A 24,492-nucleotide genomic window follows, 5' to 3' on the forward strand; every position below is an offset into this window, starting at 1 on the left:
GGAGGGTCTTTCATGAAAATCATCTGGTTGGGGCATGGCAGTTTCCGAATTCACGCAGCGGGACAGGTCCTGCTGATCGACCCCTGGCTCAGCGGCAACCCGATGCTGCCCGAGGATCAGCACGAGGCCGCCGTCCAGGGCGCCACGCATATCCTACTGACCCACGCGCATTTCGACCACGTTGCCGACGTTCTGCCGCTGGCCAAACGCCTGAACATTCCTGTGGTGGGCCAATACGACGTCATGGCCCATTGGGCCGAGGCCGAAGGGATCGAGACCATCGGCTTCAACAAGGGCGGCCGGGTCGATCTGAACGGGGTCAAGGTCGACATGGTGCCGGCCTCGCACAGCTCGACCTTCGCTACACCCGATGGCCCGCGCACCGGTGGGTCCGAGGTGGGGTTCATCCTGTCGGCCGATGGTCACACGGTCTATGTCTCGGGCGACACCACGATCATGGCCGACATGGAGTGGATCGGCGACTATTACAAACCCGATATCGGCATCCTGTCGGCGGGCGGCTATTTCACGATGGACATGAAAGCCGCCGCCTATGCCTCCCGGCGGTATTTCGACTTCAAGACGGTGATCCCCTGCCACTATCGGACTTTCCCGATCCTGGAACAATCCGCCAAGGACTTGGCGGACGGGCTACCGGGCGTAACCGTCATCGAGCCCGAGGTCCTGCAGGAGATCGAGCTTTGACACCCGCGCTGGCCTTCTCGGCGGAAGAATACGCGGCGCGGCTGGTCAAGACCCGTTCCGCGATGGCCCAGCGGGGTGTCGAGACCCTGCTGGTTGCCGACCCGTCGAACATGGCCTGGCTGACGGGCTATGACGGCTGGAGCTTCTACGTCCCGCAGATGGTGATCGTCCCGCGCGACGGCGTGCCCCTGTGGTGGGGCCGGACGCAGGACAAGCCCGGCGCGGCGCAGACCACCTGGCTGGACCCCGCCGACCTGTTCGACTGGCCCGAAGAACATGTGCAGCACCCAGACCATCACCCGGTCGAGTCGCTGGCATCGCTGCTGCGCGCGCGCGGCTGGACGACCGATCTGGGTGTCGAGATGGACAATTATTACTACTCGGCCGCCAGCCACCGGATCCTTGAGACCGCGTTGGGCCGGGATGCGCTGATCGACTCGACCGGGTTGGTGAACTGGCAGCGCGCGGTCAAAAGCGAGGCCGAGATCGCCTTGATGCGCAAGGCCGGGCAGTTGACTGCGCATATGCACGCGGTGCTGCGCGACGGGTTCCGCGCCGGGATTCCCAAGAACGTGCTCGTGGCCGAGGTTCAGGCGGCGGGCATCGCCGGGCTTCCGGGTCTTGCGGGCGACTATCCCGCGATCGCGCCCATCGCGCCTTCGGGGGCCGAGGCCTCGGCCTCGCACATCACCTGGAACGACCGTCCGCTGACACCGGGCGAGGCGACCTATTTCGAAATCTCGGGCTGCCACCGCCGCTATCACTGCCCGGCCAGCCGCAGCCTGTTTCTGGGCGACCCGCCCGCCGATATCCGGCGCGCGGAAACCGCGATCCTCACCGCGATCGAGGACACGCTGGCCGCCGCCCGCCCCGGCGCCACCTGCGAAGAGGTCGCCGCCAGCGTCTATGACAGCTTTGCCCGGGCCGGATATGTCAAAGGCAATCGCACGGGCTATCCGGTGGGCCTGAGCTATCCGCCCGATTGGGGCGAGCGCACCATGAGCCTGCGTCCCGGCGACAGCACCGTTCTGCAGGACAACATGACCTTTCACCTGATGCCGGGCCTTTGGACCCCTGATTGGGGGCTGGCCATCACCGAAACCTTCGTCGTCACGCCGACGGGCGGGCAACCCTTGGCAGACATCCCCCGCGAACTGGTCGTTAAACCGGCCTGAGCGCGCCTCAGCCTTTGGGCCCGCCGCCACCGCGCTGCGCGGCAAAGAAGTCGCGCAGCAACCGGGCGCAGTCCTCTGCCGCGATGCCATCATAGACGTCCGGCCTGTGATGGGCCTGAGGGTGCGAGAACACCCGCGCCCCATGCGCCACGCCGCCCGATTTCGGATCGGCGGCCCCATAGTAGATCCGCCGGATCCGCGCCGCCGCCAGCGCCGCGGCACACATGGCGCAGGGCTCCAGCGTGACATACAGGTCATGCCCCGTCAGACGTTCGGACCCGACGGCGCGGCAGGCGGCGCGCAGGGCCAGGATCTCGGCATGCGCGGTTGGGTCGTGCAACTCGCGCGTACGGTTGCCGTCCGCCGCGATGATCCGCCCATCGGGCGACACGATCACCGCGCCCACCGGAACCTCGCCCCGATCACCCGCCGCGCGCGCCTGTTCCAGCGCCTTGTCCATATGCGTTCTGAAGACCATGCCCCTGACTGCCCCAGAAACCCACCTTTCGCAAGCCGCGCCGATGCGCTATGCGCAGGGCATGAGCAACACCCCTCCTCCTGGCGACCGGATCGCCAAAGTGCTGGCCCGCGCCGGCATCGCCTCGCGCCGCGAGGCCGAACGCATGATCGAAGCAGGCCGCGTAACCGTGAACGGCAAGACCATCGACAGCCCGGCGCTGAACGTCACGACCAGCGACAGGATCACCGTTGACGGCAAGCCCGTGGCCGAGCCCGAACCCGCGCGTCTGTGGCTGTATCACAAGCCAACCGGCCTTGTGACCACGAACCGCGACGAAAAGGGCCGCCCCACAATCTTCGACAACCTGCCCGAGGACATGCCCCGCGTCATGAGCGTCGGTCGGCTGGACCTAAATTCCGAAGGCCTGCTGCTGCTGACCAATGACGGGGGCATCAAGCGCAAGCTCGAACTGCCCTCGACCGGGTGGCTGCGCAAGTACCGGGTGCGGATCAACGGCCGCCCCAAGGACGAGGATTTCGCCGCTCTGCGCCAGGGTCTTGTGATCGAGGGCGAAAAGTTCCAGCCCATGACCGTGACGCTGGACCGCCAGCAGGGCGCGAATGCATGGCTGACGATCGGACTGCGCGAGGGCAAGAACCGGGAAATCCGCCGCGCGATCGAAGACATCGGCTTTACCGTGAACCGGCTGTTGCGCGTGTCCTACGGGCCATTCCAGCTGGGCAATCTCAAACCCGGCGAGGTCGAGGAAATCCGCCGCCGCGTTCTGCGCGACCAGTTGGGTCTGGAACCTGAAACCCCACCGGCTGCTGCGAAACGCCCAAGCCGCCCTCAAAGATCCCGCAGGCCGGTCGGCAAGAAATCACGCAATTGACGCGGGTTATCGAACCTTCCCCCTAGCGCCAAGCCCCTTGATCCCCTAGGTTTTCAAGGGGACAACCGCAGTTGGAGGACGTCATGTCCGGGACCGGAGTGCAAAAAATGGCCTACGCGGCCCTACTGGTACTGTTGTTCGGCGTCTGCACCGGTTGGCTTGGGGGGCTCTGACGCCATGGCCAAGCGATACGGCGGAAAGTTCAGCCCCGACGGCCAGTCCGACACCGACGCGCCCGCCCCGCGCGGGCAATACGATGGTGCCCGGGTGAACCCGGTCGGCGCCCGCGCCAATGTGATGTTCGTTCCGGCGATCTCGCTGGTCTTTCTGTCGCTCAACGACGGCGCGATCGGGATGACACTTGGATTGGTCGCCGCCGGCATTCTGACCGCTGCAGCCTTTCTGCTGCGCGAAGGGCTGAAAGCCGAGGATGCCTACAACGCACGTCGCACCGCGCGCCGCCCCGCCTTTCCCCGCAAGATATTTTCGTCGGTGTTGACCGGGCTGGGGGTGGGTCTGGCCGCTTATCGCAACGACTATCTGGATGCCGAGACCGCCAGCCAGGTCAGCCTGCTGGCGCCGGTCTTGTTCGGCGGCGTGGCAACGGCCCTGCATTCCGTCGCCTTCGGGCTCGACCCGATGAAAAACAAAGGCATGGAAGGTGTGGACACCTATCAACAGGACCGGGTCGCCCGCGTGGTCGAAGATGCCGAAGCCCATCTGAACCAAATGACGGATGCCATCAAACGGGCCGGCGACCGCAGGATCGAAGCCCGGGTCGAGCGGTTTCAGACCACCGCTCGCGATCTGTTCCGCACGGTCGAGGAGGACCCGCGCGATCTGGCCGGTGCCCGCAAATACCTGACCGTCTATCTGCAGGGCGCCCGCGATGCGACGATCAAGTTTGCCGATGTCTATGCGCGCACCCGCGACCCGCAGGCTCTGTCCGATTACTCGGCGCTGCTGGACGACCTCGAGCAGAATTTCTCGGCCCGCACCCGAAAGATGCTATTGGATGACCGCAGTGATCTGACGGTCGAAATCGACGTGCTGCGTGAACGACTGCAGCGCGAAGGCGTCCGGCTCGACTGACCGGCCAAACCAAGAACAGGGAAGCTTCTCATGTCTGACGAAATCAAGAAAAAGGCGGCCGAGGCCGAAACGCTGGTTCAGGAAGTTGCAGCAGTCTCATTGCCCGAGCCGAGTTCCGAGATCGTGCCGTTGGAAGAGGCCGACGAACCGGTGGGCGCCGAAATCCGCAAGCGCATGTCCGAAATCGACATGGGCGACACCAACTCGATCGTTGCATTTGGATCGGCTGCGCAGGCCGAGCTGCAGGAAATCAGCCAGGCCATGCTGGCTGACGTGCGCAACAAGGATGTCGGCCCCGCCGGTGACAGCCTGCGCGACATCGTCACCACGATCCGTGGCTTTTCCGTGTCTGAACTGGACGTGCGCCGCGAGCGCAGCTGGTGGGAGAAACTGCTGGGCCGCGCCGCGCCTTTCGCCAAGTTCACCGCGCGCTACGAAGAGGTGCAGGATCAGATCGACCGGATCACCGACAACCTTCTGTCGCACGAGCACACGCTTCTGAAGGACATCAAGTCTCTGGATCTGCTGTATGAAAAGACGCTGGATTTCTATGATGAACTGGCGCTGTACATCGCGGCCGGCGAAGAGAAGCTGACCGAACTGGACAGCCATGACATCCCCGAGAAAGAGGCCGAGGTGCAGGCCGCCCCGGAAGATCAGCAGGTGATGAAGGCGCAGGAACTGCGCGACCTGCGGGCCGCCCGCGACGATCTGGAACGGCGTGTGCATGACCTGAAGCTGACGCGACAGGTGACGATGCAATCGCTGCCCTCGATCCGGCTGGTTCAGGAAAACGACAAGTCGCTGGTGACCAAGATCAACTCGACGCTGGTGAACACCGTGCCGCTGTGGGAAACCCAGCTGGCGCAGGCGGTCACCATCCAGCGCAGCGCCGAGGCCGCTGCCGCCGTGCGCGACGCCAACGATCTGACGAACGAGCTACTGACCTCGAACGCCGCGAATCTGCGCCAGTCGAACAAGATGATCCGTGAGGAAATGGAGCGCGGCGTGTTCGACATCGAAGCCGTCAAGAAGGCCAACGAGGATCTGATCGGCACGATCAATGAAAGCCTCGCCATCGCTGACGAAGGCAAGGCGAAACGGGCCGCCGCAGAAGAAGAGCTGAAGAAGATGGAAGCCGAGCTGCGGGACACCTTGGCTTCGGCCAAGGCTCGGAAAGACGGGCTGGGCGACACGGCCGGAACCGCCGTTCCGGGCTGAGGAGAGATCGCAGGTGCGGCTTCGGAGATTTCTAGGGCACGGGTTGGGGGCAGCTGCATTGCTGATCTTGGCCAATTGCGATGACGCGCTCGAGTCCTCGATTGCCCCGCAGGCGCGCCCGTCCCAGCCGCAGTTGGCCAATGCTTATGTCGAACCTTCGGCCGCAAGCCGGGATCTGGCGCGATATTATCAGCGCGTCGAGCGCGACCTGTTGACCCGTGGTCTGATGCGTACAGACGGTGGCGGGCCGGACACCCCGTTTGATGCGAATGATTTGGCGCGGAATTTCGAAGCCATCGCGTTCTACAGCGAGTATCCCGGCGCCGCCGTATCCGGCAGCAGCCAACGCACCAGCGGAAGGCTAAGCCGCTGGTCTGGCCCGGTCCGAATACAGGCAGAATTCGGGCCGTCAGTATCGCCAGACCAACGTGCGGCCGACAAGGAACAGATCCGGGCCTATTCCGAACGCATGTCGTCCTTGACTGGCCACCCGATCTCGACCGTAACCAGAAACGCGAACTTCCATGTGTTCGTCGCCGGCGATGACGATACGGAATTCGTGCAAACGCGACTGCGCCAGTTGTTTCCCAATATCGGACAGGCTCAGTTGAACCTGTTTCAGGATTTACCGCGCTCGTTCTACTGCTTTGTCTTCGCTTCGGCGTCGAACGGGGCACCGAACACCTACACTGGTGCGGTTGCGTTGGTGCGGGCCGAGCACCCCGACTTGATGCGGCTGAGCTGCATCCATGAGGAAATCGCCCAGGGGCTGGGCCTGCCCAACGACAGCCCACGGGCGCGGCCGTCGATCTTCAACGATGACGACGAATTCGCCCTGCTGACCAGCCATGACGAAAAGCTGCTGACGATGTTGTATGATCCGCGCCTGAAACCCGGGATGACCGCGCAAGAGGCCGCGCCGGTGGTGCGGATCATCGCCCGTGAATTGATGGGGCAGTCGCTCTGACCCCGATGACAGGAGAACCCAGATGGGAATTTTCGATTTTCTGACCGGAGAATTCATTGATGTCATTCATTGGGTGGACGACACCCGCGACACGATGGTCTGGCGGTTCGAGCGCGAAGGCCACGAGATCAAGTATGGCGCCAAGCTGACCGTGCGCGAGGGCCAGGCGGCCGTATTCGTGCACGAAGGCCAGCTGGCCGACGTGTTCACGCCCGGCCTCTACATGCTTGAGACCAACAACATGCCGATCATGACGACGCTGCAGCACTGGGATCACGGGTTCCAGTCGCCGTTCAAGTCCGAGATCTATTTCGTCAACACGACCCGGTTCAACGACCTGAAGTGGGGCACCAAGAACCCGATCATGCTGCGCGACCCGGAATTCGGCCCGACCCGGATCCGCGCCTATGGCACCTACACGATCCGGGTCAAGGACCCGGCCCGTTTCCTGGTCGAGATCGTGGGCACCGATGGCGAATTCACCATGGACGAGATCAGCTTTCAGATCCGCAACATCATCGTGCAGGAATTCAGCCGGGTCATCGCAGGCTCGGGCATTCCGGTTCTGGACATGGCTGCAAACACCGCCGATCTGGGCAAGCTGATCGCGGCCGAGGTCTCGCCCGTGCTGGACGGCTACGGCCTCGAGATGCCGGAGTTCTACATCGAGAACATCTCGCTGCCGCCGGCGGTCGAGGCGGCGCTGGACAAGCGTACCTCGATGGGGCTGGCGGGGGATCTGGGCAAATTCACCCAGTATTCGGCGGCCGAGGCAATGACGGCGGCCGCCAGCAACCCGAATGGAGGCGGTGGCATGGGTGCCGGCCTTGGTATGGGAATGGGCATGGCGATGGCGAACCAGATGTCGAACATGGCAGCGGGTCAGCCGACTGGCCCGTGGGGCGCGCCCGCGCCCGCTGCCCCGCCACCGGCCGCGCATGTGGCCCCGCCGCCTCCGCCGCCGGTCGAGCATGTGTGGCATATCGCGGTGGATGGTCAGACCAGCGGCCCGTTCTCGAAGGCCAAGATGGGCCGCATGGCCAGCGAGGGAGAAATTACGCGAGACACTTTCGTGTGGACGCCCGGTCAGGACGGATGGAAGAAAGCGGGCGAGGTGCAGGAGCTCGCGCAGCTGTTCACGATCCTGCCGCCTCCGCCGCCCGGGGCGTGAGGCATCAGCATGCCCGCATCGCGGAAACGCTCGAACACAGGCGGGCGCAAAGCGCCGCCGCCGCCGCAATTCATCTGCCCGTGCTGCGGTTATGTCACCCTGGCCGAGCGCGGGGCCTACCTGATCTGCGCGATCTGCTTTTGGGAGGACGAGGACATTCTGTACGACAAGAACCCCCGCGAGCCCTCTGCCGCCAATCACGGCCTGACACTGGCCGAGGCGCGCGAGAATTTCAGGGCGATCGGGGCCTGCGAGGCCGCGATGCTGCCGCATGTCCTGCCCGAGGAGCAGCGCGCAGCCTATCTTCACTTTCCCCTCGACAAGTGACCACCCATGACACAGCCCCCTGCCCCGCCACCCGGCTCTGCGGAACATCGTTTTCCATGTGACAATTGCGGCGCGGACTATCGTTTCGACCCGCAATCCGGCACGCTGACCTGTGACCATTGCGGCCATTCCGAACCGATCGGGGCTGGCCCCTGGGGCGGCGCCAGCCTTCGCGAATTGGACTTCGACGCCGCCATCGCCGACCGCCTTCCCGACAGCGAGATCGAAGAGACGCGGGTTCTGACCTGCCCCAATTGCGCGGCCCAGGTCGAGTTCGACCCCAACACCCACGCCGCGGAATGCCCGTTCTGCGCCACCCCGGTGGTGACCGATACCGGCGTGAACCGGCACATCAAGCCGCGCGGCGTTCTGCCCTTTGCGCTGGACGAACGCGCCGCGCACAGGGCCATGAGTGACTGGCTGGGGCGGCTGTGGTTCGCGCCGAACGGGCTCAAAGACTACGCCCGTAAGGGCCGCAGGATGCAGGGCATCTATGTGCCCTATTGGACGTTCGACGCCGACACGAAATCGGCCTATCGCGGCGAACGGGGCGTGGTCTATTACGAAACCCGGACGGTGATGCGTGACGGCAAGCGGGTGCAGCAGCAGGTGCCCAAGGTGCGCTGGACGCCGAAATCCGGCCGGGTAGCCCGGCTCTTTGACGACGTGCTGGTGCTGGCCTCGCAATCCTTGCCCAAATCCTACACCGACGCATTGCAACCTTGGGACCTGCCCGCGCTCGAGCCCTACCAGCCCGAGTACCTGGCCGGGTTCCGGGCCGAGGCCTATACGGTCGATCTGCAGCAAGGCTATCAGGAGGCCCGCGGCCACATGGCCCGCGTGATCGAGCGCGACGTCCGCTTTGACATCGGCGGTGACCGGCAGCGCATCCACGCGATCGAAACCGACATCCGAAACGTGACCTTCAAGCACATCCTGCTGCCGGTCTGGATGGCCGCCTACAAGTATCGCGGCCAGACCTATCGCTTTGTCGTCAACGGCCGCACCGGGCAGGTGCAGGGCGAACGGCCCTGGTCGGCGATCAAGATCACGATTGCGGTGGCCCTGGGCCTGCTGGCGGCAGCCGGCATCGGGTATCTGGTGGCGACCGGACAGCAATGACCGCTGGGTTCCGCCGCCGAAAACTCTGCCTCGGAACCCCTTGAACATCCCGGGCTTCTCAGCCATCCTGCCGCCGGCTGCCCCGGAGGAGAGGACGACGTGACCCTGGCCGATCTGAACACGCTTCTGACCGCGCGCCAGTCCTGCCGCGCCTTCCGGTCCGATCCGGTGCCGCGGGGTGACATCGAACAGATTCTGACCAGCGCCGCCCAAGTGCCCAGCTGGTGCAACGCGCAGCCCTGGCAGGTGGTCGTGACCAGCGGCGCGGAAACGGATGCGTTCCGCAGCGCCTTGCGGGCCGAAGCCGAGACCGGCCAGGCGCAGCCCGACCTGCCCTTTCCGACCGGCTATTCCGGCGTCTATCAGGACCGGCGCCGCGCCTGCGGATGGGCCCTGTACGAGGCCGTGGGCGTGGAAAAGGGTGACCGCGCTGGATCGGCCCGGCAGATGATGGAAAACTTCAACCTGTTCGGCGCCCCGCATTGCGCCATCCTGTCCAGCCCGGCGGAACTCGGCCCCTATGGCGCGATGGATTGCGGCGGGTTTGTCACGGCCTTCACACTGGCGGCACAGGCCTTGGGCATCGCCACGATCCCACAGGCGGCGGTGGCCGCCTATGGGCCGTTCCTGCACCGCTATTTCAACATCCCCGATGACCGGCTGATCCTGTGCGCGATTTCCTTCGGCTATCCGGATGCCGATCATCCGGCCAACCGATTCCGGACCGAACGCGCCAAGCTGGACGAGTTCGTCAGCTGGCGTGAGGCGCCGGCCGAGTGAGCGGAGTTTGAGAAAGACACTGTCATGCGCGCATTGATACAAAGGGTGTCCGAGGCATCGGTCTCGGTCGAGGGGGAAGTTATTGGCCAGTGCGGGCCGGGGCTGTTGATTCTGGTCTGCGCCATGCAGGGGGACGACGACTCGCACGCCGAGCAACTGGCGGCCAAGATTGCCAAGCTGCGGATCTTCAAGGATGACGCGGGCAAGATGAACCGGTCGGTGCTGGATATCGGCGGCTCGGCCCTTGTGGTCAGCCAGTTCACCTTGGCCGCCGACACGTCGCGCGGGAACCGGCCCGGATTTGCCGCGGCGGCCGATCCGGCAACCGGCGAACACCTGTACGAACATTTTGCCCGCGCGCTGGCCGCGCTTGGCGTTCCAACCGAAACCGGGTCTTTCGGAGCGGATATGGCGGTGTCCCTAGTCAATGACGGCCCGGTTACGATCTGGATGGACATGTGATGACGATGCAGGATCAGGCGATCGCGATCTGGAAGGCGGGCGTTGCCGCCGTTGACGGCTATGGCGCGGTCAAGGCGGCACTGCCTAATGTTCCGCGCCCCGATTTGATTCTGGCGGTGGGCAAGGCCGCGGCGGCGATGATGAATGCGGCGCAGGATCATTTCGGCAGAACACCGGGCCTTGTGGTCACGAAAGACGGCCATGCCGAAGGGCTGCCGTCACATCTGCAGGTCATCGAAGCCTCTCACCCCGTGCCCGATGCCCGCAGCCTGAAGGGTGGCCAGGCCCTGCGCGCGGCTGTTCAGGCCATGGAGCCTGGCACGCATCTGTTGCTGCTGGTCTCGGGCGGTGCGTCTTCGCTGGCCGAGGATCTTGTGCCGGGGGCCACCCTCGAAGATCTGGCGCGGCTGAACGCGCAGCTGCTGTCCGAGGGGCTGGACATCACCGCCATGAACGCCCGCCGGCGCAAGATTTCGCGGATCAAGGGCGGCGGTCTGCTGACCGGTTTCGGCGGAGCGCGCGCGACGGTCCTGGCCATTTCGGACGTGCCGGGGGACGACATCGGCGTCATCGGATCGGGCATCGGCGCCTTGCCCAACGCCCCGCAATTCGAAGCGAGTGTCGAAATCATTGCCTCGAACGCCCATGCGCGCTGCGCCGCAGCCGACGCGGCACGTGCCGCCGGTCTGGACGTTTTGGTTGAGGAAGAGGCCCTGCACGACGACTATCTGTCCGTCGCCGCAGATATCGGCGCGCGGCTGCGTCAGATGCCGCCGGGCGCGATGATCTTTGGCGGAGAGCCGACGGTCGTCCTGCCCGAAAACCCGGGCCGAGGCGGGCGCAACCAGGCGCTGGCACTGGCGTTGGCGCGCGAGATTCAAGGATGCGAGGGGCTGTGTGTCGTGGTCGGTGGAACCGACGGCACCGACGGGCCGACTGATGCGGCCGGCGGTGTCGTGACCGGCGCGACATGGGCCGATGGGGCGGACCCAGCCTTGCGCGAGGCCGATGCGGGGACGTTCCTTGAGCGAGCCGGCGCTCTGCTGGTGACCGGCCCCACGGGAACCAATGTCATGGATCTGCTTGTCGCAACGAAGGAATGAATTGACGCTTTTCCTCGCACACGATCCGCCGAACCGCCCGAGACTGGGCGCATGACGCAGGCGAAGAACTCACTGTCCGAGATCGAAGAGGTTCCGGATCAGGGCATCATTCTATCGGACGGCTGCCGCCTGTCGGCGCGGATCTGGCGCCCTGTCGATGCGGCGCGGCACCCGGTGCCCGCCATCCTGGAATACCTGCCTTATCGCAAGCGCGACGGCACGACGGCGCGCGATGCCCTGACCCATCCCTGGTTTGCCAAACGGGGATACGCCTGCATCCGCGTCGACATGCGCGGCAATGGTGACAGCCAGGGGCTGATGGAGGATGAATACACACAGCAGGAACTGGACGACGCCGTCGAGGTGATCGAATGGCTGGCCCAACAGCCATGGTGCAGCGGCGCAGTCGGGATGATGGGCATCAGCTGGGGCGGCTTCAACGCGCTGCAGGTGGCGGCGCTGCAGCCCGCACCCTTGAAGGCCGTCATCACCTTGTGTTCGACCGCCGACCGTTATGCCGATGACATCCACTACAAAGGCGGCTGCCTGTTGAACGAGAACCTGGGCTGGGGGGCGACCATGTGGTCGTATTCGTCCCGCCCGCCCGACCCGGCGCTGCGTGACGACTGGCGTGAGATGTGGTTGCAACGGTTGAAGGCCGAACCGTTTCTGCCCTCGGTCTGGCTGCGGCATCAGACCCGCGATGCCTATTGGCGACATGGGTCTGTCTGCGAAGACCCCGGCGCGATCCGAGCCGCGACACTGGCGGTGGGCGGCTGGGGTGATGCCTACAAGAACACGGTGCCCTGGCTGGTCGAGAACCTGACTGCGCCGGTCAAGGGCATCGTCGGCCCCTGGGTGCACAAATACCCGCATTTTGCCGTCCCCGAACCTCGCATCGGCTTCCTGCAAGAGGCGCTGCGCTGGTGGGACCGATGGCTGAAGGACAAAGAGACCGGCGTCGAACAGGACCCGGCCTATCGCGCCTATCTGATGGATGGCGTGCGCCCGGCGCGCTGGTATGCCGAGCGCCCGGGTCGGTGGATCGCCGAGGATGCCGGCGCCACGCCCCACCTGCCGACGGTCACCCTTCCGCTTTCCGATGCCGGGCTGGGAGAGGACGGGCCCTTGGATACCAAAATCCGCTCGCCGCATCATTGCGGCATGGATGGCGGCGAATATTGCGCCATCTGGCTGGGTCCGGACATGCCGGGCGACCAGCGGGCAGATGACGCTCTGTCCTCCTGTTTCGACACGACCCCTCTGACCGCAGATCTGGACATTGTCGGTGCCCCGCGCCTGCGCTTGAAGCTGAGTGTCGACAAACCACAAGCCCAAATTGCCGTTCGGCTGAACCACATCCACCCCGACGGAGCTGCGACTCGGATCACCTATGGTGTACTGAATCTGACCCATACGGAGGGGCATTTGTCCCCCAAAAGGTTGGTACCCGGACAGGTCTATGACATCGAGGTCGTGCTGGACCACATCGCCTACCGGGTTCCCGAGGGCCACCGCCTGCGCGTTGCCGTCTCAAGCGCCTATTGGCCGCTGATCTGGCCTTCGCCGGAAACAGCGGAGCTGCACCTGACAGGCGGCACGTTCACGATCCCCCAGCGCGACAGGTCGGATCGGGATGAATGGCAATTTGCCCCGCCCGATGCGGACTCTCCGTGGCAAGTAACCCAATTGCGAGAGGCGACCCATGCGCGGCGCGTCGAAACAGACATGACGACCGGCACCATCGATCTGGTCATCGAAGATGATTTCGGCCTGGTCGAAGACGCGGATCATGGTCTGGTCAGCGGCGGAACCGCTTTTGAACGGTGGTCCATCCATCCGGACGATCCGCTGAGCGCGCGCGGTCGCTGCGAATGGGTACAAGAGACCCGGCGCGACGGCATCCAACTGCGAACCGAGGCCAGTTGCGAGATGTGGTCGGACCGATCCAACTTTCATCTGCGCGCGACGCTTGATGCCTTTGAAAACGATGTGAAGATTTTTTCCAAAACCGTGGAGGACACCATACCTCGTGATCAGATGTGATTTTGCTGGTGGCACGTCCCCGAGATTTGACCTTGCCCGCCGCGACGAAATGCGCCAACGTTGACTCATGCGTCAATAAAAAGCCCGTAAAACGGGCACACAAAACACTCAACTGGGAGATATCCGAATGAACGAACAACTCACTCACATGGCCAGCCAGGTGACCGCCGGGAAACTGACCCGACGTGAATTCATGGGGAAGGCAGCCGCATTGGGTGTGTCGGCTGCCATGGCCAGCACCGTCTTCGCCGACGCGGCCCGCGCCGCCGGCGCCAAGAAAGGTGGCGATCTGAAACTGGGCCTGCAGGGCGGTGAATCCACGAACTCGCTGGACCCGGCCACCTATGCCAGCTCGGTTCCGTTCCAGAACGGCAAGCAGTTCGGCGACCAACTGGTCGAAGTCGCCCCCGACGGCACGATCGAGCCGCGCCTTGCCGAAAGCGTTGAAGGCAGCGCCGATGCCAAGGTGTGGACGTTCAAATTGCGTCAGGGGGTCGAGTTCCACAACGGCAAGACCATGACCAGCGAAGACGTGCTGAAAACGATGCAGCGCCATTCGAACGAAGATTCGAAGTCGGGCGCATTGGGCATCATGAAGGGCATCGAGTCGATGAAGGCCGATGGCGAGTATTTTCAGGTCACCCTGAACGAGCCGAACGCCGATCTGCCTTACCTGATGGCCGACTACCACCTGATCATCCAGCCGGACGGCGGAATGGACAACCCGGGCGCCGGTATCGGCACCGGTCCGTACAAGCTGGAAGCGGACGAACCCGGTGTGCGCCACCTGTTCTCCAAATTCGAGAACCACTGGAACCCGGATTTCGGCAACTTTGACAGCGTCGAAGTGGTGGTCATCAACGATGCCACGGCCCGGACGGCCGCGCTGCAGTCGGGTCAGGTTCACGCGATCAACCGGGTTGAGCCCAAGGTTGCCGACCTCTTGGGTCGTGCGCCCAACCTGACCGTACATTCGACGGCAGGACGCGGCCACTACGTGTTCATCATGCATTGTGACACGGCGCCGTTCGACAGCAACGAGCTGCGGACCGCTCTGAAATACGCGATCAACCGCGAAGAACTGGTCGAGAAGGTACTGCGCGGCTATGGCTCGGTCGGGAACGACATGCCGATCAACGCAGCATACCCGCTGTTCGATGAGACGATCCCGCAGCGTGAGTTCAGCGTCGAAAAAGCCGCCGAACATTACAAGAAGTCCGGTCATGACGGGTCGCCCATCATTCTGCGTGTGGCCGACGGAGCCTTCCCTGGCGCCGTAGATGCCGCAGCCCTGTTCCAGCAGACCGCCCAGCAGGCCGGCATCCCGCTTGAGATCAAGCGCGAGCCGAATGATGGCTACTGGTCCGAAGTCTGGAACGTACAGCCGTTCTGCGCGTCCTACTGGGGCGGCCGCCCGGTGCAGGACCAGATGTACGCAACTGCCTATCTGTCCACCGCCGACTGGAACGACACCCGGTTCAAGGTCAAAGAGTTCGACGACCTGCTGTTTGCCGCGCGTGCCGAGCTGGATCCGGCAAAGCGCAAGGCCATCTACAGCCAGATGGGCATGATGGTCCGTGACCAGGGCGGCCTGATCTGCCCGATGTTCAACGACTTTGTCGAGGGCATCAGCAACCAGCTGGATGGCTGGGAGACTGATCCGACCCAAGAGATGATGAACGGCAACATGTCCCGCAAGATGTGGTTCGTCTAACTCGGATCGACAGGTATGCATCCTATTATCAAACTGGTTTCCCAGCGCCTGGCGCTGGGATTCCTCTTGCTGTTTGGCGCTTCGGCCCTGATTTTCGGGCTGACCGAGGCCCTACCCGGAGACGCCGCGCAAGCCGTCCTGGGGCAGTCCGCCACCCCTGAATCCCTTGCCAACCTCCGTGAGGAGATGGGGCTGAACCGTCCCGCCTTGACCCGGTATTTCGAATGGCTTGGCGGAATTGTCCAAGGTGACATGGGCACGTCCCTGACCAACAAGCTGGACATCGCCGAGTCGGTCAGCAACCGATTGGGCAATACGTTGTTTCTTGCCTTTTGGGCGGCCATCGTCTCGGTGCCCCTTGCAATTTTTCTTGGCCTCGTCGCGGTACGCTACCGCAACCGCTGGCCCGACAAGCTGATCTCAGCCGTTACTCTGACGACAATCTCGATCCCGGAATTCCTGATCGGCTACGTCCTTGTCTATTTCATCGCGGTCAAGCTGGGCATGTTCTCGCCGCTGGCGATGATCAATGACAGCATGTCCTTTTGGCAAAAGCTGAACTCGATCGCGCTGCCCGTCATCGTGCTGACCATGGTGGTTCTGGCGCATATGATGCGCATGACTCGCGCCGCGATTTTGAACGTAATGCAGTCGGCTTATGTCGAAACGGCCGAACTCAAGGGCCTGAGCAACTTCAAGGTCATCTGGCGCCATGCCTTCCCGAACGCCATCGCCCCCATCGTGAACGTGGTGATGCTGAACCTGGCCTATCTGGTCGTCGGCGTCGTCGTGGTCGAGGTGGTGTTCGTCTATCCCGGCATGGGACAGTATCTGGTGGACCATGTGACCAAGCGCGATGTGCCGGTGGTGCTGGCCTGCGGCGTCATCTTTGCCGCCATCTATATCGGGCTGAACATGGTTGCCGACATCGTCGCGATCCTGGCCAACCCAAGGCTGAGGCACCCGAAATGAAGAACATCCCAATCTCTGCAATGATCGGGCTGGCCTTCACCGCCCTGTATTTCATCATCGCCGTCTTTGCGCCCTTCCTGGCGCCCTACGGCATGGCCGAGGTGGTCGGCGACGTGTGGGAGCCCTCGAGTTCGGAATTCTGGCTGGGCACCGACAATATCGGCCGCGATCTTCTCAGCCGAATGATCTATGGCGGGCGCACCACGATCTTCATCGCCACCGCCGCCACCATCCTCAGCTTCGTCACCGGTTCGATCCTGGGCTTTCTGGCGGCCGTGCTGGGAGGCTGGGCCGATCAGGTGATGTCGCGGACCGTGGACCTGATCATGTCGATCCCGTCGCTGATCACCGCGCTGGTGGTTCTGGCCATGGTGCCGGTCACCATCCCGGTTCTGATCGTGGTCATGGGCCTGCTGGACGCCACCCGCGTCTATCGTCTGGCCCGGGCCGTGGCCGTTGACATCGAAGTCATGGACTATGTCGAGGCCGCCAAGCTGCGCGGTGAGGGCCGCGGCTGGATCATCTTCCGCGAGATCCTGCCCAACGCGCTGTCCCCGCTGGTGGCCGAACTGGGCCTGCGCTTCATCTTCATGGTGCTGTTCGTCTCGACCCTGTCGTTCCTGGGCCTGGGCGTTCAACCTCCGCTGGCCGATTGGGGCGGCATCGTGAAGGAAAACAAAGACGGCATCGTCTATGGCATCGGCGCGGCGCTGTACCCGGCGGTGGCCATCGCCACGCTGGCCATCTCGGTCAACCTGGTGGCCGACTGGATCCTGAACCGCACCACATCGCTGAAAGGAGGCCGGGGATGAGCGATACCCTTCTCAAGGTCCGTGACCTCAAGATCGGCGCAACCGTCTACCCGCCGGGCGAAAAGCCCCGCGACATCGAAATCGTGCACGGGGTCAGCTTTGACCTCGAGCGCGGCAAGGTGCTGGGGCTGATCGGGGAATCCGGTGCGGGCAAATCGACCATCGGGCTGGCATCGATGGCTTATGGCCGGGGCGGCGTTAAGATCACCGGCGGTGAGGTCTGGGTGAACGGGCGCGACATCCTCAAGACGTCGCTGTCGGATATCCGCAAACTGCGCGGCGGCGAGGTGACCTATGTGTCGCAATCGGCGGCGGCGTCCTTCAATCCCGCCAAGAAGATCATGGATCAGGTGGTCGAAGCCGCGGTCGAGCAGAAGAAGTTCAGCCGCAAAGAGGCCGAGGCCCGTGCGCGTGAGCTGTTCGCCAAGCTGGGCCTTCCCGACCCGGACAACATCGGCAACCGCTATCCGCACCAGGTCTCGGGCGGGCAGCTGCAGCGTTGCATGACGGCGCTGGCGCTGTGCCCCGAGCCGGATCTGGTGGTGTTCGACGAACCCACGACCGCGCTCGACGTGACCACCCAGATCGACGTCCTGATGGCGATCAAGGAAGCAATCCGCGACACCGGCGTGGCCGCGCTGTACATCACCCACGATCTGGCGGTCGTGGCGCAGGTCAGCGATGACATCATGGTGCTGCGCATGGGTGACACGGTCGAATACGGCACCACCGACCAGATCATCAACAACCCACAAGAAGAGTACACGCGGGCGCTGGTCTCGGTCCGTTCGATCGAACACGAGGAAAAACAGCCCACGCCCGAACCCGTGCTGCAGGTTGATGGCATCACGGCCCGTTACAAGGGGCTGAATTTCGACGTGCTGCACAACGTCAATGTCGAGGTACATCCGGGCCAGACGCTGGCGGTCGTGGGGGAATCGGGGTCGGGCAAGTCCACGCTGGCCCGGGTGATCACCGGCCTGCTGCCCCCGCGCGACGGCGAGATCACCTTTGCCGGGCGCAAGCTCAGCCCCGATCTGGCCGGACGCTCGCGCGAGGACCTGCGCGAGTTGCAGATGATCTACCAGATGGCCGATGTTGCGATGAACCCGCGCCAGACGGTGGGTACAATTATCGGCCGGCCGCTCGAGTTCTACTTCAACATGCGCGGCACCGAGAAGCGCAAGCGCATCGTTGAACTGCTGGACGAGATCGAACTGGGCGAAGGTTTCATCGACCGGTATCCGGCCGAGCTGTCCGGCGGTCAAAAGCAGCGTGTGTGCATTGCCCGCGCTCTGGCGGCCAAGCCCAAGATGATCATCTGTGACGAGGTCACCTCGGCGCTGGATCCGCTGGTGGCGGACGGCATCCTCAAGCTGTTGCTGGACCTGCAGAAGATCGAGGACGTGGCCTATCTGTTCATCACCCATGACCTAGCGACGGTGCGCGCGATCAGCGACAGCATCGCCGTGATGTATCAGGGGCGCGTGGTTCGCTATGGGCCCAAATCGCAGGTGCTGAGCCCACCGTTCGACGACTATACCGACCTGCTGCTCAGTTCGGTGCCGGAAATGCATCTGGGCTGGCTGGAAGAGGTCGTGGCCCACCGCAAGATGGAGAGCGCCGGCAACTGAGCCGCTGGCTGTTCAAGCCGACAAAACACTCTGAAATCCCGACACTTTGTTTCTATCGAAGTGTCGGGATTCTCTCATTCCGGACGGGAACAGGCAGCCTTGGCTGACCGAATCTCCTAGGGTGGGCCAAACAAGTGATCCAATACGAGGGCCATGCGATGGACCGCAAGCTTCTGCTCATCATTCTCGACGGGGTTCCCTGGCGCAATTTCCGCCGGCTATTCGGCAACCTCGAAGGCTGGGTCGACAGCGGCGAAGCGCGGGTTTGGAAGCTGCGTTCGGTGCTGCCTTCGATCTCGGCCAGCTGCTATGCCTCGATCCACACGGGCGTAACACCGCAGGAGCATGGCTGCACCGGAAACGGCAACGTATTCCGGTTGGACCACAAGGACATCTTCAGCCAGGTGCGCGAGGCCGGCGGCGTGACCGGGGCCGTCACCCACAGCTTCTGGTCGCAGTTCTTCAACCGCCACCCTTTCGACTATGTGCGCGACATCGAATATGATGAACCGGACAGCGCCACCATCAACCACGGCCGCTTCCACTCGATGACGGGCTATGGCAAGGCCAACCAGATGACGCCGTCGGATGTCGACCTGTTCGCGACCCTGACCAACCTGTGCCTGCGGTTCGGGCTGGATTACGGCATTCTCCATACCTGTACGCTCGACAGCATGGGGCACCGGTTCTACCACGACTGTGAAGAGATGGATCACGCCTGTTTCGTCATGGACGAAATGCTGGCCCCTTTCATCCCCCGCTGGCGGCAGTTGGGATACGAGGTGATCGTGACCGCCGATCACGGCCAGGACGAGCGCGGCCACCACGGCGGGCGCAGCGCGCTGCAGCTGGAAACGGCACTGTACTACTTCGGCGATGCCGAGGGTCCCGATGCGGAAACGGTCATTGACCAATTGCAGTTGGCGCCCACGATCCTGAACCGCATGGGCGCTCCGGTGGCCGAGACGATGAAGGCCAGGCCGTTCCTGCGCTGAGCGCGGTCAGTCGTAGTTCCACAACCCCTGCCCCAGCGCCTCGACCGCGATCGAGATCCGCTCGAAGCTGTCGGCGGCGCGGGTCACCGAATGGCGGGCACGCAGGTAGCCATGCACGAGGCCGGCCTCGTTGATCCAATGCGCCTGCCCGCCAGCGGCGGTGATTTTGGCGCAGTACGCGGCTCCGTCATCACGCAGGGGATCGCAGTCGGCGGTCACCACCACTGTCGGCGGCAGCCCGGAAAAGTCGGTATCGTGCAGGGGGGCGAATGTGGGGTCATGTTCCGGGACGGCGCCGCCACACCGGACTTTTTCATAGAACAGGACCTCGTCGCGCGTCAGCATTGGGGCGTGGGCGTGTTCGATATACGATCCCTGGTTCGGGTCGCCACCCAAACCGGGATAGATCAGAACCTGCCCCAGGATGTTCCCGATGCGCCCGCGCGCGTGATGGGCGACGGCTGCGGCCAAATTTCCGCCCGCGCTGTCCCCGGCCAGAACCAGCGGATCGCCGAATTCGGCTTGCACCCAGTTCACCGCGGTCCAGCAATCCTGGAACTGCGCCGGATGAACATGTTCAGGACACAGGCGGTAGTCGACCGCCACCACCCGATAGCCGGTTTGGGCGCACAGTTCGGCGCAGACGTCATCGTGGCTGTCCAGCCCGCCGACGACGAAACCGCCGCCATGCATGTAGACGACGGTTCGGGTGGGATCTCCGCAGGAATAGACGCGCACCCCGACCCCATCGGCTGAGGTGTCCCGCGTTTCGACGCCCGCTGGGCGCGGCTGCCGAAACGCGCGGCACATGTCGCCATAGACGCGGCGCTGGTCCTCGATGGACCGATCCACCGCGTCTTCGGGATAGCTTTCGGCGGTGCGCCGGATGAACGCCCAGGTCTCCTCGTCGATCAGACGTTCATAGTCCATTGCCCCTCCGGATCAGTCGGCCCACTCCCACGGCCGGGTGAAGTTGCCCAGCACCTGGTTCACATCGTCCTCGGATGCGCCGTTCGCGTCAAGCTGCGCGACAAGGCCGCGCTTTTTGTCGTCGATGACCGACACGACCCGCGCCGCAACGCCGGCGGTTTCCAACGCCTGGTTGTAGACCCGCGTGATCGCCTGTTTGCGCAGCTCAGGCTTGAAGACCTTGCCCACCGCGGTTTTCGGCAGTTCGGGCAGGATGGTCATGTGCTTGGGATGCGCCGCGCGTTCGTGCACGTGGATCTTGCAATATTCCAGCAGTTCTTCCTCGGTCACGCTGGCGCCTTCGACCAGTTCGACAAAGGCACAGGGAACCTCGCCCGCATGGGCGTCGGGCTGGCCGATGGCGCCGGCAAAGGCCACCGCGTCATGGCCCAGCAAGGCCTCTTCGATCTCGGCCGGGTCGATATTGTGACCGCCGCGAATGATCAGGTCCTTGGCGCGGCCCGTGATCCACAGATACCCGTCCGCATCGAACCGTCCCAGGTCGCCGGTGCGCAGGTATTTGTCGAAATAGTAGAGATCGACGTTCTTGTCTTCCTCGGTATAGGTGTTCCCGGCATAGACGCCCGGGTTCGACACGCAGATCTCGCCCACTTCGTCCACCGCGCATTCCTTGGGGCCGTCGGGGCTGTCGCGCAGGATCTTGACGTCGGTGTACGGGAATGGAATCCCGATCGAGCCGATCTTTTTCTCGCCATCCACCGGGTTGCAGGACACCAGGCAGGTGGCCTCGGTCAGGCCATAGCCTTCGACGATGGTCACACCGGTCGCTTTCTCGAACCGGCGGAACAGTTCGACCGGCAGCGGAGCCGAGCCCGAGAATGCCGTCTTGACGGTTGAAATGTCGGCATCCACCGGACGCTGCATCTTGGCCGAAATCGCCGTGGGCACGGTGATGATGAACGACACCTTCCAGCGCTCGATCAGCTTCCAGAAGTTGTCGAACACGCCGTCGCCGCGATACCCGGCGGGGGTCGGGAACACCACATGGGCGCCCGACGACACCGCTGCCATCACGATCACATGGCAGGCAAAGACGTGGAACATCGGCAGCGGGCACATGATCACGTCCTCTTCCGAGAACAGCAGCGTGTGGCCCAGCCAACCATTGTAGATCATGCCGGAATATTTGTGCTGCGCGACCTTCGGCATACCCGTGGTGCCGCCAGTATGGAAATAGCAGGCGACACGGTCCTCTTTGCTGTCCTCGAAGGTCAGCGTGGTGGGTTGCTTGGCCAGTTCCTTGTTGAAATCCAGGTAGTCGGCGTGGGCCAGATGCTCTTTGTCGGCCATCTTGGGCCGGACCAAAGGCACGATCCACGATTTCGGCGGCGTCAGGTACCGGTTCAGGTCAATCTCCAGCACGGTGTTGACACCCGGCGCGTGGCGCACGGCCTCGGCGACCTTCTGCGCGACGTCCGTTTTCGGGAATGGCTTCAGCGTGACCACGACCTTGGCCTTGGTCTCACGCAGGATCGACGCGATCTGCTCTGGTTCAAGCAGCGGGTTGATCGGGTTCACGATCCCGGCCACCGCGCCGCCCATCATGGTGACCAGCGTCTCGTTGCAGTTGGGCAGCACATAGGCCACCACGTCGTTTTCCTTGACCCCCAAAGAGCGGAACAGGTTGGCCGCTTGGTTCGTCATGGCCAGCAGTTGCGACCATGTCAGGGTTTCGGCCTTGTCCTTGGGGCCGGACAGGATCTGGAAACTGATCGCGTTGCGATCCGGGAACTTGGTGGCCGTCCGCGAGAGCAAATGATGGAACGTGACGGGGACGTCGCGGTCCTCCCACGGCATTTCCTGCTCCATTCTCAGTTTGTCTTCCTTGCCCACAAAGGCCATGTGGTTCCTCCCCTTTTTTACCCTGCATTTTTGCAGGCTGTCTTGCGTCCAAGATGTAAGCAAATGCAGCCCTGCGCAAGCGAGGGCTTACCCTCGGGCAAGGGGAAAAAGTAGAATGACGCTACGGCGGTTCGCGAAATGCCCGCGCGTCACTTCACTCGGCGGCCACACCATCGGTGAACTGGAGACGCGCCAGACGCGCATAAAGCCCATCTTGCGCCACCAGATCGTCATGGGTGCCCTGCGCCACGATCCGGCCGTTCTCCATCACCACGATGCGATCGGCCTTTTTCACGGTGGCCAGACGGTGCGCCACGATCAGGGTGGTGCGCCCGGCGCGCATCTGGTCGACAGCGGCCTGTACGGCGCGCTCGCTCTCGGCGTCCAGCGCCGAGGTCGCCTCGTCCAGCAGCAGAACCGGAGCGTCGCGCAAAATCGCCCGCGCGATGGCGATGCGCTGTTTCTGACCGCCCGACAGCATCACGCCGCGTTCGCCGACGAAACTGTCATAGCCTTCGGGCAGGGCCGAGATGAAGTCATGCGCCGCGGCGGCACGGGCCGCGGCCTCGACCTCGGCATCCGAGGCGTCCAGCCGTCCGAACCGGATGTTTTCGCGCGCCGAGGCCGCAAAGATCACCGGATCCTGCGGAACCAGCGCCATGTGCTGCCGGAAATCCGAGCGGCGCATGTCGCCCAGATCGATCCCGTCCAGGCTGACCTGACCGGCCTCGGGGTCGTAGAACCGCTGGATCAACTGGATCACGGTCGTCTTGCCCGCGCCCGAGGGTCCGACGAAGGCCACGGTCTCGCCCGGGTTCACTGTCAGCGACAGGTCGTCCAGTGCCAGAACGTCGGGCCGGGCCGGGTAGCGGAAGGTGACGTTGTCAAAGGTGATCTGTCCCTTGACCGGCTGCGGCAGCGCCTTGGGTTGTGTCGGGTCGTTGACCGTATCTTCGGCGTTCAGCAACTCGACCAGCCGCTCGGTGGCGCCTGCGGCACGCTGCAGCTCGCTCCAGATTTCGGAAAGGGCGGCTACGGACCCGGCCATGATGATCGAATAGATCACGAACTGGATCAGCACGCCTTCGGTCATCACGCCGTTGCGCACATCGTTCGCCCCCATCCACAAAACTCCGACGATCCCCGAGAAAACCAGAAAGATCACGATCACCGTCAGAACCGCCCGCGTCTGGATACGGCGCAGGGAAACATGGTACGAGGTCTCGGTCATGTCGCCGAACTGGCGGCGGCTGGCGTCCTCATGGGTGAACGCCTGTACGGTCTGAACGGCGCCCAGCGCCTCGCCTGCATTGCCCGACGAGGCGGCGATCCAATCCTGGTTTTCGCGGCTTATGACCCTCAGCCGACGCCCGAGAACCAGGATCGGCACCACCACCACCGGGATCAGCAGCAAAACCAGCCCGGTCAGCTTGGCCGAGGTCAGCAACATCAGCACAAGCCCGCCGATGAACATCAGGAAATTCCGCAATGCGATCGACACCGACGACCCCAGAACGGATTGGATCAGCGTGGTGTCCGTTGTGATACGGCTCAGGACCTCACCGGTCATGATGCGTTCGTAGAACGCAGGGCTCATGCCGATGACGCGGTCAAACACGGCTTTGCGGATGTCAGCCACCACACGTTCACCCAACCGGGTCACCAGCATGTACCGGATACCCGTTCCCACCGCCAGAACCGCCGCGATGCCCAACGCCGCCAGGAAATACCAATCGAGCAGTTCACCGTCTTCGATGCGGAAGTTGTCGACCACGCGCCGCACCGCCAAAGGCAAGGTCAGGGTCATGCTGGCCGTCAGAACCAGCGCCAGCGTCGCCCCAAGCATCAGCAGCCGATAAGGTTTCATGAACGGCCACAAAGAGGCCAGCACGCCCAGCTTCCGGGATCCGGGTCGATCTTCATGAGCACCGGGCGCCTGCACGTTTGCTTGGTTGGCGGAGCGTGTTCTTGCCATGCCTGACCCTTTTTACCTTCTGGGACTCGCGATAT

The 24,492-nt window shown here is 63.7% G+C and carries 22 protein-coding genes; 18 read left to right on the forward strand and 4 right to left on the reverse strand.

Annotation, left to right across the window (positions count from 1 at the left end; genetic code table 11):
- Positions 1-12: 12 nt before the first annotated feature.
- Both ACR0BA_RS07020 and ACR0BA_RS07025 read left to right on the forward strand, forming a co-directional pair.
- On the forward strand, positions 13-705 hold the full coding sequence (locus ACR0BA_RS07020) for a metal-dependent hydrolase (protein ID WP_480727069.1): 693 nt from the start codon (positions 13-15) through the stop codon (positions 703-705).
- Positions 702-1,880 carry a M24 family metallopeptidase gene (locus ACR0BA_RS07025; RefSeq protein ID WP_480727071.1) on the forward strand — a complete coding sequence of 393 codons (1,179 nt, stop codon included), beginning with the start codon at positions 702-704 and terminating at the stop codon, positions 1,878-1,880. Before ACR0BA_RS07020 ends, ACR0BA_RS07025 begins: the two co-directional genes overlap by 4 nt.
- A 7-nt stretch (positions 1,881-1,887) precedes the next feature.
- Here the strand turns inward: ACR0BA_RS07025 and ACR0BA_RS07030 are convergent, their stop codons facing one another.
- Entirely contained in the window at positions 1,888-2,358 is a 471-nt protein-coding gene (locus ACR0BA_RS07030) for a nucleoside deaminase (RefSeq protein ID WP_480727072.1), read from the reverse strand.
- Between ACR0BA_RS07030 and ACR0BA_RS07035 the strand changes: the two genes are divergently transcribed.
- The 16 genes from ACR0BA_RS07035 (at position 2,357) to ACR0BA_RS07110 (ending at position 19,650) form a co-directional block, all read left to right on the forward strand.
- A complete protein-coding gene (locus tag ACR0BA_RS07035) occupies positions 2,357-3,232 on the forward strand; it encodes a pseudouridine synthase (RefSeq protein ID WP_170436590.1) in 876 nt (291 codons plus the stop codon). The two genes, ACR0BA_RS07030 and ACR0BA_RS07035, sit on opposite strands and share 2 nt — an antisense overlap.
- 177 nt (positions 3,233-3,409) lie before the next feature.
- On the forward strand, positions 3,410-4,324 hold the full coding sequence (locus ACR0BA_RS07040; RefSeq protein WP_480727074.1) for a 5-bromo-4-chloroindolyl phosphate hydrolysis family protein: 915 nt from the start codon (positions 3,410-3,412) through the stop codon (positions 4,322-4,324).
- A 30-nt stretch (positions 4,325-4,354) separates the two neighbouring features.
- On the forward strand, positions 4,355-5,545 hold the full coding sequence (locus tag ACR0BA_RS07045) for a toxic anion resistance protein (RefSeq protein ID WP_170340124.1): 1,191 nt from the start codon (positions 4,355-4,357) through the stop codon (positions 5,543-5,545).
- Between the two features lie 13 nt (positions 5,546-5,558).
- Positions 5,559-6,512 carry a DUF2927 domain-containing protein gene (locus tag ACR0BA_RS07050; RefSeq protein WP_480727076.1) on the forward strand — a complete coding sequence of 318 codons (954 nt, stop codon included), beginning with the start codon at positions 5,559-5,561 and terminating at the stop codon, positions 6,510-6,512.
- A 22-nt stretch (positions 6,513-6,534) separates the two neighbouring features.
- Positions 6,535-7,683 (forward strand): SPFH domain-containing protein, encoded by a 1,149-nt coding sequence (locus ACR0BA_RS07055; RefSeq protein ID WP_480727078.1) that lies wholly within the window; start codon positions 6,535-6,537, stop codon positions 7,681-7,683.
- A gap of 9 nt (positions 7,684-7,692) precedes the next feature.
- A complete protein-coding gene (locus ACR0BA_RS07060; protein ID WP_480727079.1) occupies positions 7,693-8,010 on the forward strand; it encodes a CPCC family cysteine-rich protein in 318 nt (105 codons plus the stop codon).
- A gap of 6 nt (positions 8,011-8,016) precedes the next feature.
- The gene (locus ACR0BA_RS07065; protein ID WP_480727080.1) at positions 8,017-9,132 is read left to right on the forward strand and encodes a TFIIB-type zinc ribbon-containing protein; all 1,116 of its coding nucleotides are present in this window, start codon (positions 8,017-8,019) and stop codon (positions 9,130-9,132) included.
- Positions 9,133-9,231: 99 nt separating this feature from the next.
- On the forward strand, positions 9,232-9,912 hold the full coding sequence (locus tag ACR0BA_RS07070; protein ID WP_170357195.1) for a nitroreductase: 681 nt from the start codon (positions 9,232-9,234) through the stop codon (positions 9,910-9,912).
- A 24-nt stretch (positions 9,913-9,936) separates the two neighbouring features.
- The gene (gene dtd, locus ACR0BA_RS07075) at positions 9,937-10,374 is read left to right on the forward strand and encodes a D-aminoacyl-tRNA deacylase (protein WP_480727082.1); all 438 of its coding nucleotides are present in this window, start codon (positions 9,937-9,939) and stop codon (positions 10,372-10,374) included.
- Positions 10,374-11,477 (forward strand): glycerate kinase type-2 family protein, encoded by a 1,104-nt coding sequence (locus ACR0BA_RS07080; protein WP_170390942.1) that lies wholly within the window; start codon positions 10,374-10,376, stop codon positions 11,475-11,477. Before dtd ends, ACR0BA_RS07080 begins: the two co-directional genes overlap by 1 nt.
- A 51-nt stretch (positions 11,478-11,528) precedes the next feature.
- Positions 11,529-13,523 carry a CocE/NonD family hydrolase gene (locus ACR0BA_RS07085; protein ID WP_480727084.1) on the forward strand — a complete coding sequence of 665 codons (1,995 nt, stop codon included), beginning with the start codon at positions 11,529-11,531 and terminating at the stop codon, positions 13,521-13,523.
- Positions 13,524-13,650: 127 nt separating this feature from the next.
- Positions 13,651-15,237, forward strand: a complete 1,587-nt coding sequence (locus tag ACR0BA_RS07090) for an ABC transporter substrate-binding protein (protein ID WP_170340108.1) — start codon at positions 13,651-13,653, stop codon at positions 15,235-15,237.
- 15 nt (positions 15,238-15,252) lie between these two features.
- Positions 15,253-16,209: an ABC transporter permease gene (locus tag ACR0BA_RS07095; RefSeq protein ID WP_170340107.1), complete on the forward strand. Its 957-nt coding sequence runs from the start codon at positions 15,253-15,255 to the stop codon at positions 16,207-16,209.
- Positions 16,206-17,021 (forward strand): ABC transporter permease, encoded by an 816-nt coding sequence (locus ACR0BA_RS07100; protein ID WP_170340710.1) that lies wholly within the window; start codon positions 16,206-16,208, stop codon positions 17,019-17,021. The genes ACR0BA_RS07095 and ACR0BA_RS07100 overlap by 4 nt, the downstream gene beginning before the upstream one ends.
- Entirely contained in the window at positions 17,018-18,655 is a 1,638-nt protein-coding gene (locus ACR0BA_RS07105; RefSeq protein ID WP_480727086.1) for an ABC transporter ATP-binding protein, read from the forward strand. The genes ACR0BA_RS07100 and ACR0BA_RS07105 overlap by 4 nt, the downstream gene beginning before the upstream one ends.
- A 158-nt stretch (positions 18,656-18,813) precedes the next feature.
- The gene (locus tag ACR0BA_RS07110) at positions 18,814-19,650 is read left to right on the forward strand and encodes an alkaline phosphatase family protein (protein WP_480727088.1); all 837 of its coding nucleotides are present in this window, start codon (positions 18,814-18,816) and stop codon (positions 19,648-19,650) included.
- Positions 19,651-19,656: 6 nt separating this feature from the next.
- Here ACR0BA_RS07110 and ACR0BA_RS07115 read toward each other — a convergent pair whose 3' ends face one another.
- From ACR0BA_RS07115 to ACR0BA_RS07125, 3 genes are all read right to left on the reverse strand, one after another.
- A complete protein-coding gene (locus ACR0BA_RS07115; RefSeq protein ID WP_480727090.1) occupies positions 19,657-20,580 on the reverse strand; it encodes an alpha/beta hydrolase in 924 nt (307 codons plus the stop codon).
- 12 nt (positions 20,581-20,592) lie between these two features.
- Positions 20,593-22,482 carry an acyl-CoA synthetase gene (locus tag ACR0BA_RS07120; RefSeq protein ID WP_480727092.1) on the reverse strand — a complete coding sequence of 630 codons (1,890 nt, stop codon included), beginning with the start codon at positions 22,480-22,482 and terminating at the stop codon, positions 20,593-20,595.
- A 154-nt stretch (positions 22,483-22,636) separates the two neighbouring features.
- The gene (locus ACR0BA_RS07125) at positions 22,637-24,457 is read right to left on the reverse strand and encodes an ABC transporter transmembrane domain-containing protein (RefSeq protein ID WP_170340700.1); all 1,821 of its coding nucleotides are present in this window, start codon (positions 24,455-24,457) and stop codon (positions 22,637-22,639) included.
- Positions 24,458-24,492 lie beyond the last annotated feature (35 nt).

It is taken from the genome of Ruegeria sp. CI5 (assembly GCF_056536885.1).